General features: G+C 30.0%; 18 protein-coding genes. 10 read left to right on the forward strand and 8 right to left on the reverse strand.

Annotation, left to right across the window (positions count from 1 at the left end):
• Window positions 1-70 precede the first annotated feature (70 nt).
• Both WBG07_RS12710 and WBG07_RS12715 read left to right on the forward strand, forming a co-directional pair.
• Window positions 71-1,114, forward strand: a complete 1,044-nt coding sequence (locus WBG07_RS12710) for a helix-turn-helix domain-containing protein (protein ID WP_340201841.1) — start codon at window positions 71-73, stop codon at window positions 1,112-1,114.
• A 162-nt stretch (window positions 1,115-1,276) separates the two neighbouring features.
• A complete protein-coding gene (locus WBG07_RS12715; protein ID WP_340201843.1) occupies window positions 1,277-2,287 on the forward strand; it encodes a helix-turn-helix domain-containing protein in 1,011 nt (336 codons plus the stop codon).
• 6 nt (window positions 2,288-2,293) lie between these two features.
• On the opposite strand, the gene WBG07_RS12720 is transcribed toward WBG07_RS12715, so the two are convergent.
• A complete protein-coding gene (locus tag WBG07_RS12720) occupies window positions 2,294-2,998 on the reverse strand; it encodes an SOS response-associated peptidase (protein ID WP_340201845.1) in 705 nt (234 codons plus the stop codon).
• Window positions 2,999-3,262: 264 nt separating this feature from the next.
• On the opposite strand from WBG07_RS12720, the gene WBG07_RS12725 reads away from it, so the two are divergent.
• Entirely contained in the window at window positions 3,263-4,309 is a 1,047-nt protein-coding gene (locus WBG07_RS12725) for an AraC family transcriptional regulator (protein WP_340201847.1), read from the forward strand.
• An 87-nt stretch (window positions 4,310-4,396) separates the two neighbouring features.
• Here WBG07_RS12725 and WBG07_RS12730 read toward each other — a convergent pair whose 3' ends face one another.
• Both WBG07_RS12730 and WBG07_RS12735 read right to left on the reverse strand, forming a co-directional pair.
• Complete coding sequence (locus WBG07_RS12730; protein ID WP_340201848.1) at window positions 4,397-4,846, reverse strand: ferritin-like domain-containing protein; 450 nt, start codon at window positions 4,844-4,846, stop codon at window positions 4,397-4,399.
• A gap of 38 nt (window positions 4,847-4,884) precedes the next feature.
• Entirely contained in the window at window positions 4,885-5,070 is a 186-nt protein-coding gene (locus tag WBG07_RS12735) for a hypothetical protein (protein ID WP_340201849.1), read from the reverse strand.
• Between the two features lie 230 nt (window positions 5,071-5,300).
• Between WBG07_RS12735 and WBG07_RS12740 the strand changes: the two genes are divergently transcribed.
• Complete coding sequence (locus WBG07_RS12740) at window positions 5,301-5,513, forward strand: hypervirulence associated TUDOR domain-containing protein (RefSeq protein WP_340201850.1); 213 nt, start codon at window positions 5,301-5,303, stop codon at window positions 5,511-5,513.
• Window positions 5,514-5,576: 63 nt separating this feature from the next.
• Here the strand turns inward: WBG07_RS12740 and WBG07_RS12745 are convergent, their stop codons facing one another.
• Entirely contained in the window at window positions 5,577-6,455 is an 879-nt protein-coding gene (locus WBG07_RS12745) for a mechanosensitive ion channel family protein (RefSeq protein WP_340201851.1), read from the reverse strand.
• 47 nt (window positions 6,456-6,502) lie between these two features.
• Window positions 6,503-7,597, reverse strand: coding sequence for a DNA topoisomerase IB (locus WBG07_RS12750; RefSeq protein WP_340201852.1), 1,095 nt, complete (start codon window positions 7,595-7,597; stop codon window positions 6,503-6,505).
• 561 nt (window positions 7,598-8,158) lie between these two features.
• On the opposite strand from WBG07_RS12750, the gene WBG07_RS12755 reads away from it, so the two are divergent.
• From WBG07_RS12755 to WBG07_RS12765, 3 genes are all read left to right on the forward strand, one after another.
• Entirely contained in the window at window positions 8,159-9,457 is a 1,299-nt protein-coding gene (locus WBG07_RS12755) for a DUF2254 domain-containing protein (protein ID WP_340201853.1), read from the forward strand.
• Window positions 9,458-9,468: 11 nt separating this feature from the next.
• Window positions 9,469-10,071 carry a DUF2652 domain-containing protein gene (locus WBG07_RS12760; RefSeq protein ID WP_340201855.1) on the forward strand — a complete coding sequence of 201 codons (603 nt, stop codon included), beginning with the start codon at window positions 9,469-9,471 and terminating at the stop codon, window positions 10,069-10,071.
• A 79-nt stretch (window positions 10,072-10,150) separates the two neighbouring features.
• On the forward strand, window positions 10,151-11,173 hold the full coding sequence (locus tag WBG07_RS12765) for a helix-turn-helix domain-containing protein (protein ID WP_340201857.1): 1,023 nt from the start codon (window positions 10,151-10,153) through the stop codon (window positions 11,171-11,173).
• 54 nt (window positions 11,174-11,227) lie between these two features.
• On the opposite strand, the gene WBG07_RS12770 is transcribed toward WBG07_RS12765, so the two are convergent.
• Genes WBG07_RS12770 through WBG07_RS12780 form a run of 3 tightly spaced genes read right to left on the reverse strand, consistent with a single transcriptional unit; the run spans window position 11,228 to window position 12,112 of the window.
• The gene (locus tag WBG07_RS12770) at window positions 11,228-11,428 is read right to left on the reverse strand and encodes a DUF6327 family protein (protein WP_340201858.1); all 201 of its coding nucleotides are present in this window, start codon (window positions 11,426-11,428) and stop codon (window positions 11,228-11,230) included.
• A 7-nt stretch (window positions 11,429-11,435) separates the two neighbouring features.
• Entirely contained in the window at window positions 11,436-11,783 is a 348-nt protein-coding gene (locus tag WBG07_RS12775; protein ID WP_340201859.1) for a hypothetical protein, read from the reverse strand.
• On the reverse strand, window positions 11,783-12,112 hold the full coding sequence (locus tag WBG07_RS12780) for a YtxH domain-containing protein (protein ID WP_340201860.1): 330 nt from the start codon (window positions 12,110-12,112) through the stop codon (window positions 11,783-11,785). The genes WBG07_RS12775 and WBG07_RS12780 overlap by 1 nt, the downstream gene beginning before the upstream one ends.
• Before the next feature lie 169 nt (window positions 12,113-12,281).
• Between WBG07_RS12780 and WBG07_RS12785 the strand changes: the two genes are divergently transcribed.
• From WBG07_RS12785 to fabD, 3 genes are all read left to right on the forward strand, one after another.
• Window positions 12,282-12,428 (forward strand): hypothetical protein, encoded by a 147-nt coding sequence (locus WBG07_RS12785; protein ID WP_340201862.1) that lies wholly within the window; start codon window positions 12,282-12,284, stop codon window positions 12,426-12,428.
• Between the two features lie 334 nt (window positions 12,429-12,762).
• A complete protein-coding gene (locus tag WBG07_RS12790) occupies window positions 12,763-13,014 on the forward strand; it encodes a hypothetical protein (protein ID WP_340201863.1) in 252 nt (83 codons plus the stop codon).
• Window positions 13,015-13,518: 504 nt separating this feature from the next.
• Complete coding sequence (fabD, locus tag WBG07_RS12795) at window positions 13,519-15,876, forward strand: ACP S-malonyltransferase (protein ID WP_340201865.1); 2,358 nt, start codon at window positions 13,519-13,521, stop codon at window positions 15,874-15,876.
• Window positions 15,877-15,916: the final 40 nt, after the last annotated feature.

Genomic DNA, 15,916 nt, shown 5'->3' on the forward strand with positions numbered 1-15,916 from the left:
ACAGCTACTATCAAAATTGCTTAGGAATTTTATAAGTTTTACCTTAGTTACATTAAAATGTAATTAAGCTTTGGCGGAAGAAATAGAACTTAATGATGACAGTGTTGAAAATTATATAGCCAGCCTTGCCATATCTTTAAAAACTGATTATCAGACTGAAAATAATATTTACAGAATACAAATACCAGCAGCACATGGTTCAGGATATATTTCTGGTGTACAATTCGATAATGGTTTAGCGGTTATTGATCATGATTTTTTACTCAAAAAAGAATGGGTTTTACCCGTAAAGTCTGCTTTATCGCATCCATTAAAACTTATGTTCAATAGGGAGCATTCTTTTTATCATAAGTTTGAAAAGGAAGATGAGTTTTCGGAAATAAAACATTTGGAAAACGCAATAATTGCCAGCACCCCTGAAAATAACCATGTATTGCGTATTCCTGCAGAACATCCTATTTGTTTTTTTTCAATAGAAATTAATCGGAAGCTTTTTGAGTCTAAAGTCATTTCGTTCTTACCAGAAATGAATAAAAAATTGAGAGGAATGTTTAGAGATGTAAATGGTGTTAAGACTCTTAAACATACATCTTATTACAGTCTTGAAATTGCTAAGTTTATTAAGGAGTTTACGGAGTGTGAATTAGATCATTTTATGAAAGCGGTATATCAGGAAGGCAAAGCTTATGAGATTATTTCACATCAGTTTAAGCAATTTCTAGATGATCAGAACAATCCTGATAGGCGGAAAATCTTAAGACAGGTTACCATTAGGAGCATAGAAGATGCCGTAGAAATAATTCAAGAAGAAATTGAAAGTATGGAGAGTATAGCCAAGCTGGCTAAAAGAGTTGGTATAAATCAGAATACACTACAAAACGGGTTTAAACAACTTTATAAAACATCTGTAAACGAATATATTCGTAATTACAGAATTGAAAAAGCGAAGGAACTCTTAGAAAACTCTACACTAAACATTACCCAGATTACCTATAAGATTGGTATTAATTCAAGAAGTTATTTTTCTAAACTGTTTAAGGAAAAGTATGGTATTTCACCAAAAACGTATCTGGAACAAAGTAGAGGAAATAAAACTTCCAATCAGTCTGCGTAGACTTTTACTGAAATAAAATAAAATTGGTAAATAATTGATAAAGAACATTTATTTATCAATTAGATCAAAATTGTTAAACAAAATTTCAAAATTGTTAATCATTTTTTTTGCTTTCTAATTTCTTTGTAACATCTCAAAACGTAAATGTTATTTGTTATTTGCATGAAGGAAATTGAAATTAAGGATTCTGGTAATTCTAATTTATTGAAAGAGCTAAATGGATATTTCAATGGGTCATTAACTGATCAATTGGGGGAACAGGTTTTAAATTTTAAAAATAATTATGGTAAAGGGGTTGTAAGAAGTATATCTTTTGATTGGGGTGTACAACTTATTGATTATGATGTCTGTTTTAAAGAAGATGTAAGATTAACCTCTGTAACAGGGAATCAAACTCCAGTGGAGTTTATATTTATTTCTGAGGGTAGCATTAAGTTTTCTAATGATGCAGAGCGTATGTTAGACCTTAACCGCTATCAAAATATTATTATCTCTAATAAGAGAAAAACAAAGAATATTTTGGTTTTTCCCGGTGGAAAAGAAGTCAAAATAAATTTTATTCAAATAAACAAAGCTGCTTATGTGAAAAAAAAGCATTACAATCTTAATTATTTGAATGAAGTATTACATTCTGTATTTGAATCTACGTCAAATAGATCCACATTTAAACATTTTGGCAATTATAATCTTAAAATTGCAGACGAGGTTAAGTTACTCAATGATGCCCCTAAGGAGGGAATTGTAAGAGCGCTTTCAATTGAAGGAAGAATAAACCTTATTCTTGCAATGCAATTAATGGAGCACCATAATTTTGAGAATCGGGAGACGTTACCTGAATCGATTTCTAAAGGTGATATTAAAAAAATTCATAAGTTATCTGAATATATTTTTGATAATATTTCTGAACATATTACCATAGCTATTTTAGCTACCGAAGCTGGAATAAGTCCTAAAAAGCTTCAGGCGGGGTTTAAAGTATTATATGGAAAATCTGTAAACGAATATATACGGCAATTGAAATTAGAAATTGCGAGAGATTATCTCCAAAAAGGAGAAATGTCTATATCAGAAATTGTATATAATATAGGGTTTAAAAGCAGGAGTTATTTTTCTAAAATATTTTTTGATCAGTATGGTATGTTACCTACAGTTTACAAGAAAATGGTAAAGTAAATACTCCTATGTTCTTTTTGGAATATGGTCATAGAAAACGGGCTCTAACATAGAATCATAAGAAATATTATTTTTAAAAAACTCTTTAGCTATTGGGTGCGCTTTGAATGTTAAGGGAGGCAAATAGTCTATCCACTTTTTAATATTCATATCTGTTTTTGATGGGGATAGCCACTCTTTACTTAAATTTTTAGGAATATAAACAGGCATACTATCACTTAGGTGTTGTATTTTTTTAATTTGATTATTTGCGGGGCTAGTGAGCAATGAACAGGTAATAAAACCATCTTCTAATTTATTATAAATACCTGCTAAAAGAAAAGGTTCATTTTGAGGTAAATATACATAATAGGGATAAATAACGCCATTTTGAATATAATTGGTAAAGAAGCCAGTAACCATGATTAGGCATCTTCGTCTTAATAATGCTTCATACCACCATTTTTGACTAGAAATGTCATTAACATTAACATTAAGTGTATTGGTGATTTCTTGAAAAAAACGCCAATCGTCTTCATATTTTTCCGGAAGAATGCCCCAGATGGCTGGTTTAGCTACGTATGGAGTATTTTGTGTTATAACCGTTAATAATTCTTCATTCATTCCGTTTATGACATACGATTTGGTATAGAGTCTTGGAAATCGAAATTTCACTTCAAAGTTAGACTCTAGTTGGGTACGTTCTGCAATGTTTGAGAGTTTATAGTACATAAACAATTATTACCCTTGCAAGTAACAAAATATAAGTAATGATGATTACCCCATATCCATCAATTAGTAGCGCAAATGCTTGTGAAAATCTAAAGATTAATTTATGAGCAAATATTTTATAATTTATTGATATTTAAATATTTGTATGTATTGTTTAACTTTTTTGGGTAATATTTTAGTTTTATCCGTAAAACAGTAAACAAAAACTTGATAATGTTAATGGGCTGATATCCTTTGAAGTAGTTTTATCAAATAATTATTAAAATGAAGTTAATCAAAAAGGTTAATAATATGAATGATAGATTGATAAATGAAGAGTTAGGCAAGATAAGCAATCACTTAGCAGGAGATATTACAGAGTTAAATGGGATATTACAATGGTCTCCGTCTCCTTCTAAAGGAACTGGCAATATTAAATATGCAACACTGGAAAATGGGATAGATGCATTTGAAATGAGCTTGAAAATGTTTGAAAAGACCAATTTTTTATTTCGTTCTTTCCAAAAAGAAACAGTTCTCTTTGTCTATTGTTTGAAAGGAAAGTGTTTTCATTCCTTTTCAGAAGAACAAGAGGAAGTTCAATTGGAAGAGTACCAAACGGCTGTGATACTACAAAATAGGGACATAGAAAGTAACCTTATAATTCAGGCACAATCTGAAGTAATTTTAAGTGTAATAAGAATTGATAAGGCGTTATATTTTGAAAGGTTTAAAAATTCTCCGGATTCTGAAAATTTAAAAGTTTTAACGGATTTATTTGAAAAAAAAGAGATGCACTTGCATTTGGGAATGTCTAATCTAGAGATAGGAGAACAGGTTAAACTTTTAGAAAAAATAAAACATAAAACAAGTATGTCTTTATTATTGAGGTTTGGAGGTCTTTGTCAATTAATTCTAGCAAATCAAATAGATCAGTTTGTACAGGAAATACAGCAAAAATATAAACCAACTGGATTGACTAATAATGAGTTATCCAGATTAGAGAAGTTGAACGAGCACATCTTAAATCATCCAGAGTTACCGCATAGCCTAAGAAGCCTTTCACTATATTCTGGTTTATCTCCAATAAAACTTCAAGAAGGGTTTAAATTTCTACATGGAAGAACGGTTACAGATTGCATAAGAAATATGAGGCTGGAAAAAGCGGAGATGCTTATAAGAACAACTGATTTGAATATATCAGAAATTGTATATACAATAGGACTTACAAGCAGAAGTTACTTTTGCAAATGTTTCAAAGAAAAATACAAATTTAGTCCCAAACAATACAAAACAAGAATAAAGCAAAACAAAGAATTAAATTTATCTTAGTTTTCAACAAAAAAACAGATTAAAACTAAGTTTTGATCTGTTTTAGAAAAATTGAAATTTTAAGTTTAATAGAAGGGTTTCTCGAGACTATCTTAAATCTTCTAATCTTTTTATAGTATTTAGTCCCTTCTGGATACGTAATTTTTGGGCGGAAAGAATCGCTTTAGTACTCGATGGAAGAGAGGTTTCTGCTAAAACTTCATCATATTCTTCAATAGCGGCTTTTTCACCTCTGATGGCTTCCTCTAACATAGATTCTTCTGTTTCTAAAGAAAGGAATGCTTTGATATCCATCCAGGTTCTATGTGCATCACCTGTAATACTGCCACCTTTATCTATTTCACCTCCAAATGATTTAATTTCTTGTTTAAGTTCATGCCCAAAATCATAACGCTGTTGAGCTTTCTTTTCAAAGTAGTCTATAAGCCCTGCGTGTTTTACATTTTTTGCCGCTTTTTGAAAGCCTTTTTCTGCATCGTATGTTTTTTCAAGTAAATCATTTAATTTACCGGATACTTTTTCTGTGTAAGTTTCCATTTTTTAAGTGTTTAGATTATTAAAAAGACACAATGTTTTTACCATCTTTCGTTACGAGGGTCATAATGTGGTATTTCAAAATCATAATCAACTTCCATAGGTGTATTAGATTTTTTGTACTTTATAGTATTAAATTTTTGAGTTCTTATAATACCAATAATGGTAATTGTTGAAACTGCCCCTGCAAAGCCAACAGCCACTCCGAGAAAGAATTCCGTATACATTTTCTTTTTTTGTAAATTTATTTTACATCGCACATATTTAAGTGCTTGATCAAGGCAATACTGATCTCATTTACAAAAAACTAGTCTGAACAATTGGATTAAGGCAAAAACACTCATTATACAGCACAATTTAAATGAAATTCAAAGTTAATTTGTATTCATAAAAAGAAGTGAAATTAGTTATCGTATGATTTTAGAAAAATTTTAAATGATCTTAAAAGTAAAATGTGATGATAAGGGAAGGTACAAAAGTAAGTTGGAAATGGGGGCAAGGAGAGGCCTCGGGGACAGTAAAGGAGACGTATACCACAAAAATAACTAAAGTTATAAAAGGTACGGAGGTAACGAGAAATGGTGAAAATGGTAATAAGGCACTTTACATTGAGCAGGAAGATGGAGATTATGTCTTAAAAAGTGAGACAGAAGTTTCTGCAGTAAAATAAGATATAGCTGTTGCAAATACTGCAACAGCTATCATCTATTTTATATCTCATTTATAAGTACCATTAGGATTTATTTGAAACCGTTACACTATCTGGAAAATCTAAAGTTCTGATTGGGAACGGAATATTGATGCTATTCTTATCAAAGGCTTCCTTAATGAGAATAATTGCTTTGCTCCTAGCTTTTAAAACTTCAAGTCCAGAGGTAGAATTAATCCAAAATCTCAGTTGAAAATTAATCGAACTATCTCCAAATTCTTGAAACAAAAAAATCACATCTTTCTTGTCTTCAACTGCCTCAAAATTTTGGGTAATAGTTTCTATAGCTAGTTTTTGAACAAATCTTAAATCACTTTCATAGCCTACACCACATTCTAACATCACTCGAGACTGTGCGGTAGTAGAAAAGTTTTTAATTGGGTTTTCTACCACCATTTTGTTGGGTATATAAACCATGTTATTATCTGCTTGCCTAACTGTTAAGGCTCTTAAACCAATATCAGTCACTTCACCTGCATATCCATTAGATTCAATCCAATCTCCAAATTTAAGATGTTTTATATAAGAAAGAATTATTCCAGAATAGGTGTTGGCAAGTGCTCCTTGCAAAGCCAGACCAACAGCGAGACCCGCAACTCCTGCTCCCGCTAGAATGGTATTTAATGCCTTGTTGAGATTAAGAACTCCAAGTATAAGAAAAATACCCAATAATATAACGGTTACTGAAATAAGTTTAGAAATTAGGTTCTTCATTGATTTTTGTAAAGCACTTCTTTCCAATATTTTCATGGCAAGTTTGCTAATGTATTTTGAAGCAACTATTGAAATTGTGAAAACAACCAACGCAATAATAATATTTGGAAGATTAATTATTAGAGCATCCATCCATGAACTCAATTTTTCAAGCATTTTATTCCATGCTTCCAGTAATTTTAGATTCATATTTTTATTAATTTAATAGAGTTAATATATTAGTAGTTTGTACGATTTTATAAATTTTTTAAACTTTTAGGTTTGTATGTCCTAATAATTTGGTGTACTAATTTTTCAGAGGGAGAAAAATTTGCACTAACAGAATCAATGAATTTTAGTTTTTTAAAAGAATCTTTTAGAAGACCACTTTCGTAATGGCTAATTAACAAGGGATGAACATAATATTTTCTACACACATTTCTTGTATTACCAAGCTCTTTGGCTACTGCGTCAAGGCCTTTAAGGATATTTTTGTGAATCTGAGTAGAGTCTTCTGAGGGATCAAAATCCATTAATGTGTCAAAGAAAATAACCGATGCAGACCAGGTTCTGAAGTCTTTAGCGGTAAATATACAAGCACTTATCTCGTGCAAATAGGCATTTACTTCACTACTGTCTACTGTATTTTTTTTGCCATTTTCATCATAATATTGAAAAAGTTCCCAACCAGGAAGCTCTTCACATCTACATACTAACTTAATTAGTTTTTTATTACGTAAGGTAATTTTGTGTTCTTTACCTTTTTTTCCTTTAAATTCAAATTCTAATTTATCCTTATAAATATTTAGATGTTTGCTACGAAGTGTTGAAAGGCCATATGTCTTATTGCGTTTGGCATACTGCTCGTTACCGATGCGAATATGAGTTTCTTCCATTAGTTTAATAATTAGAGCGAGTACTTTTCTTTTAGGCCATCCTTCAAGTTGTAAATCTTTTTCAACAGTTTCTCTAATTTTAGGAAGTTTATCACCAAATATCCCCATTTTGTAAAATTTAGTCTGGTTTCTTACTTTCTTCCAAAATGAATGATAACGGTATTGTTTTCTGTTTTTCAAATCTTTTCCAGTAGCTTGTAAATGACCATTATGAATAGAGGCAATTTTAACATGTTTCCAAGCTGGTGGGATCACTAATTTTTCTATTCGTTCAAGATCTTCCAGATTTGTATAGGGTTTTCCTTTAAGAATGTATTTAAATCCCTCTTTTTCTTTTAGTCTTGTTATCGCAAGAAGATCATTGTTAACATATACCAAATTCAATTTTTCAATAACAACCTCTGGAGTTTTAAGCATTTTTTCTATAAAATCTTCTGAGATTTGGATATGAGACATTAATAAAATTATTTAGTTAAAGTTAGCAATACTTTGCAGGCGCTTATTCCTATAGAATTGTTAACCTATTGTGTGTTTTCTTTTTTGTTGGTTTATAAATGCTTTTGCTTTCATTTGAAAAAACTCATTTTTTTCTTTAAACCATAGTTTACCTTTTATCTATTTAATTATTTATAATTATACCAAATAATAATAAAAGGAGTTTTTATATTTTCATAAATTTGGCAATCCCAATCTTTGTGTTTTATCAGGGTAAATTAATTGTTTGTAAAAAAGATATGATCCATTTAACACAAACTCTCATTTTTTTAAATTGAAAAGTTTTATTAAGCTATACAAAGTTACTTTTAGCGTATGGTCAATAAGTGCTCTATTAAAACTTAGATTAGCTAATTTGCTATTTGAAATATAAGAATAAAGTATGGGTTCTTAAAAAATTTTAATGAGTTAAAAGTTTTAGCAATTATGGTACTGTTTTTAATCATTGACTTAGCTTTTTAGTTTTAATTTTACCAATGTTAATTTTGTCTTTGAAGAAAGATGAAATAAGAGAATTATATTTTGAAAATTATTATAAAGCTTTTAAAAAAAGTATACAGACGTATTACTAGAAGTATTGCATTTTATCCGGTACTTATAAGTTTCCTTTTTTTGATAATAGGATTGTTTGTTTTATATATTGAGCGCACAACTTTTTTAATAGAACTGAAACATCAGATACCAGATTTAGTAATTCAGGATAAAGATGCCGCACATTCTTTGCTTTCTGTCTTGATTGGAGGTGTTATTTCCTTAACTGTTTTTAGTTTTACTATGGTAATGGTAGTTCTTAACCAAGCTTCGTCTAACTTTTCTCCAAGGCTATTGCCAGGTCTTATTTCTAATAAAAAACATCAAGTTATTTTAGGTGTTTATACAGGCACCATTATATATTCATTATTTTTACTTACAGTATTGGGTACTTATACTGCTCAAGTTTCTGAGTTAGCAATTTCAATTATTCTAAGTGCTATTTCGGGTATGTCTTGTATTGCTTTATTTGTATATTTTATTCATAGTATATCTAGCGATATACAAATTCATAATATTATCCGTCGTATTTTCAACGTTGCTCAAACAAAAATCGATCAAGAGCTTAAAAAACAAAACAGTTCGGTTGAAGCTCTTGAAGTAGAAAAAGAAAATAAGTTTAGAATACGGACTAATAAAACAGGTTATTATAAAAGTTTTGATATAAATTTACTTTCTGCAGAACTTAAAAGTAAACTAAAAGTAATTGAAATTATTCCATATCCAGAATGCTATATCTGGCAAGGTGACACAATTGCTTTTACAGATGTAGATTTAAGTTATGACGAAAAGGAAGAGTTATTATTTAGTTTTCATATCGCATCAGAAAGGCAAGATGGAGAAGGATACTTAGAGGAACTCATTAAATTAATGGAAATTGCAGTTAAAGCGTTATCACCAGGGATTAATGATCCGGGAACAGCTAAGAATGCTATCGTTAAGTTAGGACAACTTACTTCAATACTATTGACTTTAAAACCAAAGATGGCACATACAATTGAAGGAAAACTAAGTGTCATTAGACAAAATGTTACATCTGATGTTTTGATAAATACTGTTTTTCAACCCATCAGAAACTATGGTAAAAATGATTTCACGGCTATTACTGAGTTATTAAATTGTTATAGGTACTTGTTGAATAACGAAAATATAAGTGCTTCAAATAAGAATTATATAAGATTAGAAGTAAAAGCATTAAAAGAAGATGTTTCAAATAATATTTCTAATCATATTGATAAATATTATTTGATGAGTAGTATTGAAGATGTACAATCTATTAAAAATTATTGATCATTAGAAAAATGAAAGCGATACCAACTTTATTATGTATTCCAGATATTAGCGGATTCACAGAATTTATGAGTGAAGTAAATTTTGATTTGGGATCTAAGGTGATTCCAGCCTTATTGAATGACATTATATATTCTAACAAAATTGATTTGAAAGTTTCTGAAATAGAAGGAGACGCAGTTCTTTTTTTTAGAACCGGCGATTTACCAGATTTTGATCTATTAATTCAACAATGTGAATTTTTTTATTTACAGTTTTATAAAAAGCTAAAAAACCTTAGGGAAAAGTATAAAAATAAGGAAGGTGCTTATTTGATTCCAGAAATTTTAGGACTTAAAATTATTTTACATTACAGTGAAGAAATTGGTTTGGTGCAAATAGACAAACGATTTAAGTTGATGGGTGAAGATGTGATTACTGCGCATAGAATGTTAAAAAATAATATTAATTTAGAAGAGTATATTCTGATTTCAAAAGAATTAATTGATCAATATGAAGTGAAAGCAAATAAGGCTACAATCAAAGAATTACAATTTTATAAAGGAGTGATGGAAATACCTCATATTGGTACTCTTGAATATTTTTATAAAGATTTAAGACCTTTATTAACTTGATTTTTTATTAAGAAGTTAGCGCTTGAAGCATCATTTAAATTAGAATTATTGGTGACTGAATTAATTAGTTCAAAACAGTATGAAAGAAATTAAAATTACTGCTGAAAGTACGGAGGGAATTGTTCAGGAATTAAAGAAAAATTTAGGAGGTGAAATAGAAGAAAATTGGGGAGAATATACACTTTCAATTAATAATGCAATAGCAAAGGGTACGGTAAGATATATTACGTTTGATTGGGGCGTAAGTCTTTTGGAGTATGATATTACTTTTTTTGAAGAAATAATATTAATTATGGATGCTTCAAAATACAATCCAATTCATTTTGCATATTGTCTCAAAGGCTATTGTGGTCATCGTTTTGGATATCAAGGCAAAACGGATGTAAAAATTTTAGAACAATATCAATCTGTTATTATAACAAGTAAGAAAGGAGGTTATAATTATGGTTATTTTCCGAAGGATTTAAAATTAGAAATCAATGTCATACAAATCTCTCGAAATAAATTTCTTAAAAAACGATTGAATAATATTTCTGGATTAAATAATAAATTGTACGAGGTTTTTTCAGATAAGGATCATCAAAATACTTTTGCTTTTTATGGTTCTTATGATTTGAAAATGGCAGACAAAATTGCTGCTTTGCACAAGGTAAAAGAAAAAGGAATCATTAGAATTTTACTTATTCAAGGATTGGTTTACCAAATACTCTCCTCACATATTAAAATGCATGATAAATTTCAGAACAACGAAAGAACGGAAACCTCTTTATTAAAAAGAGAGCTTCGAATAATTCGAAGTCTAGCAAATAAAATAATAAAAGAAGTAGCTAATCAGTATACACTTAATCAATTATCTGAAATCTCTAATTTATCTCAGGCAAAGTTGCAAGAAGGGTTTAAATTACTTTATGGTAAAACAGTTACAGAATATATAAGACATGTTAGATTGGAAGCCGCGAGAGATTATATGAATACGACAGATCTCAACATATCACAAATTGTCTATAGTGTAGGATTTAGCAGTAGAAGCTATTTTTCTAAAATCTTCAAGGAAAAGTATCAAATTAGCCCTAGCGATTTTAAGAAAAAAGTAATGGTGTAAAAAATCGCTACCATAGTTAATACAAGATAGCGATTGATAGTACATTTTTGTTTGTTATTTAAACATTCTCTTAATCAAAAAGAAAATACCGTATTTTTTTACAGCCTCTAGTGTTGTTAATATCCAATTATAAGGACTTAAACTTTCCTGAAAATGATATTTTAAACTAATCATTTGTTCTTTGGCAATTTGTCTTTCCAAATCTAACTTCTTCAAATCTCTTTCAATTTCTTCAAAAGAATTATATTTTCTCATAATTTCATTAATTGAAAAAGGTTAAAGATAATTTCCGAACAACTTTCGTGTCTATCATTTTACGTTTCCAATAAACAAGTAGCGCAAAAATTATTAAGATTCCCGCAATTATAAGGCAAGCCAATGCTGTGTTTTCTAGGTAATTTCCTAAAGCAATGGCACCAGCAGTAGCCATAAATATGAATGCTAAAAATATAAGCCCACCCACTAATGCTATTTTGCATAGCGCAGAAAATTGAATAGCTAATTGTTGAAATATCTTAAGCTGATAGTAATCACGAGAAGCTTTTAAATAATCTTCTCCAGTCTTAGTAGCTTTATTAGCGGTTTCGTTAACAGAATCAAAAACAGTCATTATTTTTTCTGTAATTTTTTATTCTGCAACTTTAACTGTGCTAATTTGTTCTCCAAACTAGTGATCACATCTTCGGTTTTGTAACTAACATCAGAAACAATAGTATCTAAATGAGTATCTAGTGTTTGTTTCTTATCAGTTACAGTGCTTAGCACTTTTTCTTTAAGATCTATAGCTGAGTCTGTTAAATGGTCTTTTGTATTTGCTGCTTGATCTGCTAACCTTTGTCTGGTTACAGAACCTCTTTCTGGTGCAAATAAAATTCCTAAAGCAGCACCAATAGCGGTTCCTGCTAAAATTCCTAAAAATGTATTTGAATCGTTACTCATAGTTTATGTTTTTTTGTTTTAACAAAGATGGTCATTCATATCTGATTTCTTTGACTCATTTCATGGAAACATTAGCTTAAAACATTTTATAAAGCTCTTTTTTTATTGAATAACATCTTGAAAAAAAATGCATACTTTTAAATTTGTATTTTCAAAATACAATAAAATTATGCTAATAAAAGAAGAAGACGAAAAAACTAACGATTATATACTGCAGAAGAATAAAAAAACAAAATTAGCAATAGGTATTATTCTAGCTACGCTTATCCTTATTACAATTGGTGTTATTTTCTCTGGAGTTTTTCTAGAAGCTTAGAACCCTATAGTACTTTTGAGCAAGTATTATATTGATAAGCCTTAAATTTTATTTCAAGACATTGCTAATTTTAGATGAATAACTTGATGGTTATAAATAGAATGAGATAGCATTGTTAGATTTCAATGGGTCAACATGTTAGACCCATTTTTCGTTTTTAATTTCATACAATAAGCAGTACAAAGGGTTTTTAACTATGGAATAACTTCAAGTGTATTTGGATAGGAATATGTTATGGTATCAATAATTTATTTAAATAGTTAATATTGTAATAATAATTCATAATTCTTAAGCCATTTGTACTAATTTCAAGGTGTAATTAAAAAAAAATTCTATGAAAAAGAAAAATTTTAACACTCTTAAATTGAACAAGAGTAAGATCGCAAATTTGAAAACTTCAAATTCAATTATAGGCGCTAGTGGAACCTGTAACGCAGAATCTAATATTATTTGTCCTGTAGGTGATAGTGATGGATGTACCGGCGGAGGCGGTGGTGGAGGAGCATTGACAATTACCTGTAATTGGATGTGCAATCCAACTCAAGATGTGTGCGGCATAACACAGGTTACTTGTGCTTGCGGTTAAAATTGATATCATATTGATGAGTCATATTTTTTTAGTGTTGTGATAATTAGCTAATAATAACAAGTCCGATAAAATTTTTATAGATAGCCCTATTTTATTAAATCAAAAGCAAGGTATAATGCAAAGCGGGGATTTCTAATATGGAAAACATTATTTGAAGATATTTATTAAGTGACAAATAGAAATATTAATTACGGTTCAGCCGTAGTTGTATGCTGGGAAAAACCCGAGCTTTAAATTCCTCTTTTTGCGAAAAGAGGAATTTTTTTTGCCGTAAAAAATGGACTAGACAAAAATTAGATTCATATTTTATATAGTCCATAATTCTGAATAGTTTATAACTTAAATTCTTACAATTAAATAGGAAATATGTTATATTTATGCGTAAGGAATGCACTTTTTGTTTGATTCATAATTTTTTATGTAATCATTTTGTAAATAAAATTTGAATAATAGATAAAATGCTCTGCATTGATATTTTAATTCCGAAACAGAAAAATTGATATGGAGCTACCAAAAAAAGCTTATTTATTTCCAGGTCAAGGTTCTCAGAGAGTGGGCATGGGAGAAGAATTATTTGATAAATTTCAAGAAGAAGTTGCCTTAACAGATAGCATATTAGGATATTCTATTAAACAGTTATGCCTTGAGTCAGATTTTAGAAAACTAGGGCAAACACAATTTACGCAACCAGCGCTTTACCTGGTAAATAGTTTACATTACCTAAATAGCATACAAAACAAAGGAAGTAAGCCTGATTTTGTAGCTGGGCATAGTTTGGGCGAGTATACAGCATTATTTGCGGCAGGCGTTTTTGATTTTGAAACAGGACTTCGTCTCGTAAAGAAAAGAGGAGAGTTAATGGCAAAAATTGATAATGGTGCGATGGCTGCCATTGTTGGAACGCCAATTACTGAAGTAAATGAATTTCTGAAGAATAATGATTTAGAAGATATTGATATTGCTAATATTAATTCTTTGACACAAATAGTGATCTCCGGTCTTAAAGATCGTCTAGCATTAGCCAATGAAATTTTCTTAAAAACATTTAATGATCCTAAGAAATCTTTTATACCATTAAATACAAGTGGAGCGTTTCATTCTCGTTATATGCAAGAAGTGCAAGAGGAATTTATTGAATATGTTGGTCAGTTTACATTTAACGAGCCTACAATTCCTATACTTTGTAATGCGGAGGCTTCATTTTTTCAAAAAAATGAAGTTGCTAATCTGCTAGCAAAGCAACTTGTCCAATCTGTGAAATGGGTAGAAATAATTCAACTTTTTAAAGCTATGGGAGTTGAAGAATTTGAAGAAAAAGGACCTGGTGATACCTTAACAAAGCTTACTGCTTCCATTTTAAAACATCCAATACCAGAAAAAATTAAAGATAAAGCTATTTCGCTTTTAACACCTAAAGGTTTTGTTGGTAACATAACGTCTCATTTAAATGAAGTTTTAATAGAAAAAAGTCCAAAAAATCAAGAAAATTTTGGTGCTAAATCAAGAGCGATGTCTTTAGGTAATTCAGATTTTAGAAAGAAGTATCATTTGCGATATGCCTATTTAGTCTCAGGATTACAAGGAGGAATTGTTTCTCCCCAAATGCTAAAAGAGTTACGTTCAAACAATATTTTGTGTTTTATTGGAACTTCCTTTATTTCTATAGGTGAAATTGAAAATATCATTAAGACATCAAAAGAAAATAAATTTAGTACACCCTATGGGCTCACCATAATGTTTGATCAATTAATCAATTTTAAAGAAAGGGAAATACTTAAACTTGCTACTGAGTATCATATTCATCATATTGAGGCTATTGGTTACTTACAACCTAGTATTGATTTAGTACGATATAAATTAAGCCAGATTAGTGAAACGGACGAAGGGCTTATAGTTTCAAAAAATAAGATATTTGCTAGAGTTTCAAGACCAGAAATAGCCAAATTATATTTAGCCCCACCTTCCTCTGAAATTATAGATCAATTACTCGAAGAAGGTAGCATAACTCAAAAGCAAGCAAATCAAGCTTCTCGTATCGCTATCGCAGATGAGTTGATCATAGAGAATAATTCTGGTTGGAATTATATAGAGTATTCTACTGAAGTACTTTTGCCTTTGATAACCCAGTTGCGAGATGAGCTTTATCAAAAGCACCGGTTTGGTTATAAGGCAGGTATTGGTGTAGCGGGGGATATAGGAACTTCTTATTCTGCTTCAACTGCTTTTTTGCTGGGGGCAGATTTTATTGTAACAGATACAATTAATTTTTGCTCCAAAGAATCAAATTTAAGTCCGAATGCTAAACAATTACTTCAAGAAGTAAGTATCCAAGATATAGAATTTGCACCTTCATTCAATCAATTTGAAATAGGGGGTAAAATAAAAACTTTAAGAAAAGGAGTGTTTTTTCCGGCGCGAGCAAATATTTTATATGACTTATATAAAAATAATCAATCCATTCTAGATATTGATGAAAAAACCAAGGAGAAATTAGAAAATAGATATTTTGGAAAATCGCTAGATGAAGTTTGGCATGAAGCACAATCATGTATATGTTTCAATAATACATCTCTTATAAAAAAGGCTGAAAATAATCCAAAATATAAAATGGCACTAATTTTTAGATGGTATTCTTGGAAGGGTTGGACCTCAGCAATAAACGGTGACCATGCACACAAAGTAAATTATCAAATATTTTGTAGCCCCGCCTTAGGAGCCTTTAACCAGTGGGTAAGTAATACAGAAATGGAAAAATGGGATGAACGGAGCAGTTCATCAATAGCAGAAAAAATCATGATAGAGGCGACTGTTTTAATCGATCAAAGATTACAAGAGTTGCATATGGAATTGAATTATTAATAGGTAAAAGACCAGTTTACATAGGTTACATTTATTTCTT

The organism is Ascidiimonas meishanensis (assembly GCF_037782385.1).
In the GTDB taxonomy this organism is placed as follows: Bacteria; Bacteroidota; Bacteroidia; order Flavobacteriales; family Flavobacteriaceae; genus Ascidiimonas; species Ascidiimonas meishanensis.

Excerpts from the sequence above, each read along its gene's own strand:
- WBG07_RS12725 (WP_340201847.1), top strand. The coding sequence starts at position 3,263 with ATGAAGTTAATCAAAAAGGTTAATAATATGAATGATAGATTGATAAAT.
- WBG07_RS12745 (WP_340201851.1), bottom strand. The coding sequence starts at position 6,455 with ATGAATCTAAAATTACTGGAAGCATGGAATAAAATGCTTGAAAAATTG.
- WBG07_RS12760 (WP_340201855.1), top strand. The coding sequence starts at position 9,469 with ATGAAAGCGATACCAACTTTATTATGTATTCCAGATATTAGCGGATTC.
- WBG07_RS12735 (WP_340201849.1), bottom strand. The coding sequence starts at position 5,070 with ATGTATACGGAATTCTTTCTCGGAGTGGCTGTTGGCTTTGCAGGGGCA.
- WBG07_RS12765 (WP_340201857.1), top strand. The coding sequence starts at position 10,151 with ATGAAAGAAATTAAAATTACTGCTGAAAGTACGGAGGGAATTGTTCAG.
- WBG07_RS12750 (WP_340201852.1), bottom strand. The coding sequence starts at position 7,597 with ATGTCTCATATCCAAATCTCAGAAGATTTTATAGAAAAAATGCTTAAA.
- WBG07_RS12790 (WP_340201863.1), top strand. The coding sequence starts at position 12,763 with ATGAAAAAGAAAAATTTTAACACTCTTAAATTGAACAAGAGTAAGATC.
- WBG07_RS12715 (WP_340201843.1), top strand. The coding sequence starts at position 1,277 with ATGAAGGAAATTGAAATTAAGGATTCTGGTAATTCTAATTTATTGAAA.
- WBG07_RS12720 (WP_340201845.1), bottom strand. The coding sequence starts at position 2,998 with ATGTACTATAAACTCTCAAACATTGCAGAACGTACCCAACTAGAGTCT.
- WBG07_RS12785 (WP_340201862.1), top strand. The coding sequence starts at position 12,282 with ATGCTAATAAAAGAAGAAGACGAAAAAACTAACGATTATATACTGCAG.
- WBG07_RS12740 (WP_340201850.1), top strand. The coding sequence starts at position 5,301 with ATGATAAGGGAAGGTACAAAAGTAAGTTGGAAATGGGGGCAAGGAGAG.
- WBG07_RS12775 (WP_340201859.1), bottom strand. The coding sequence starts at position 11,783 with ATGACTGTTTTTGATTCTGTTAACGAAACCGCTAATAAAGCTACTAAG.
- fabD (WP_340201865.1), top strand. The coding sequence starts at position 13,519 with ATGGAGCTACCAAAAAAAGCTTATTTATTTCCAGGTCAAGGTTCTCAG.
- WBG07_RS12780 (WP_340201860.1), bottom strand. The coding sequence starts at position 12,112 with ATGAGTAACGATTCAAATACATTTTTAGGAATTTTAGCAGGAACCGCT.
- WBG07_RS12730 (WP_340201848.1), bottom strand. The coding sequence starts at position 4,846 with ATGGAAACTTACACAGAAAAAGTATCCGGTAAATTAAATGATTTACTT.
- WBG07_RS12770 (WP_340201858.1), bottom strand. The coding sequence starts at position 11,428 with ATGAGAAAATATAATTCTTTTGAAGAAATTGAAAGAGATTTGAAGAAG.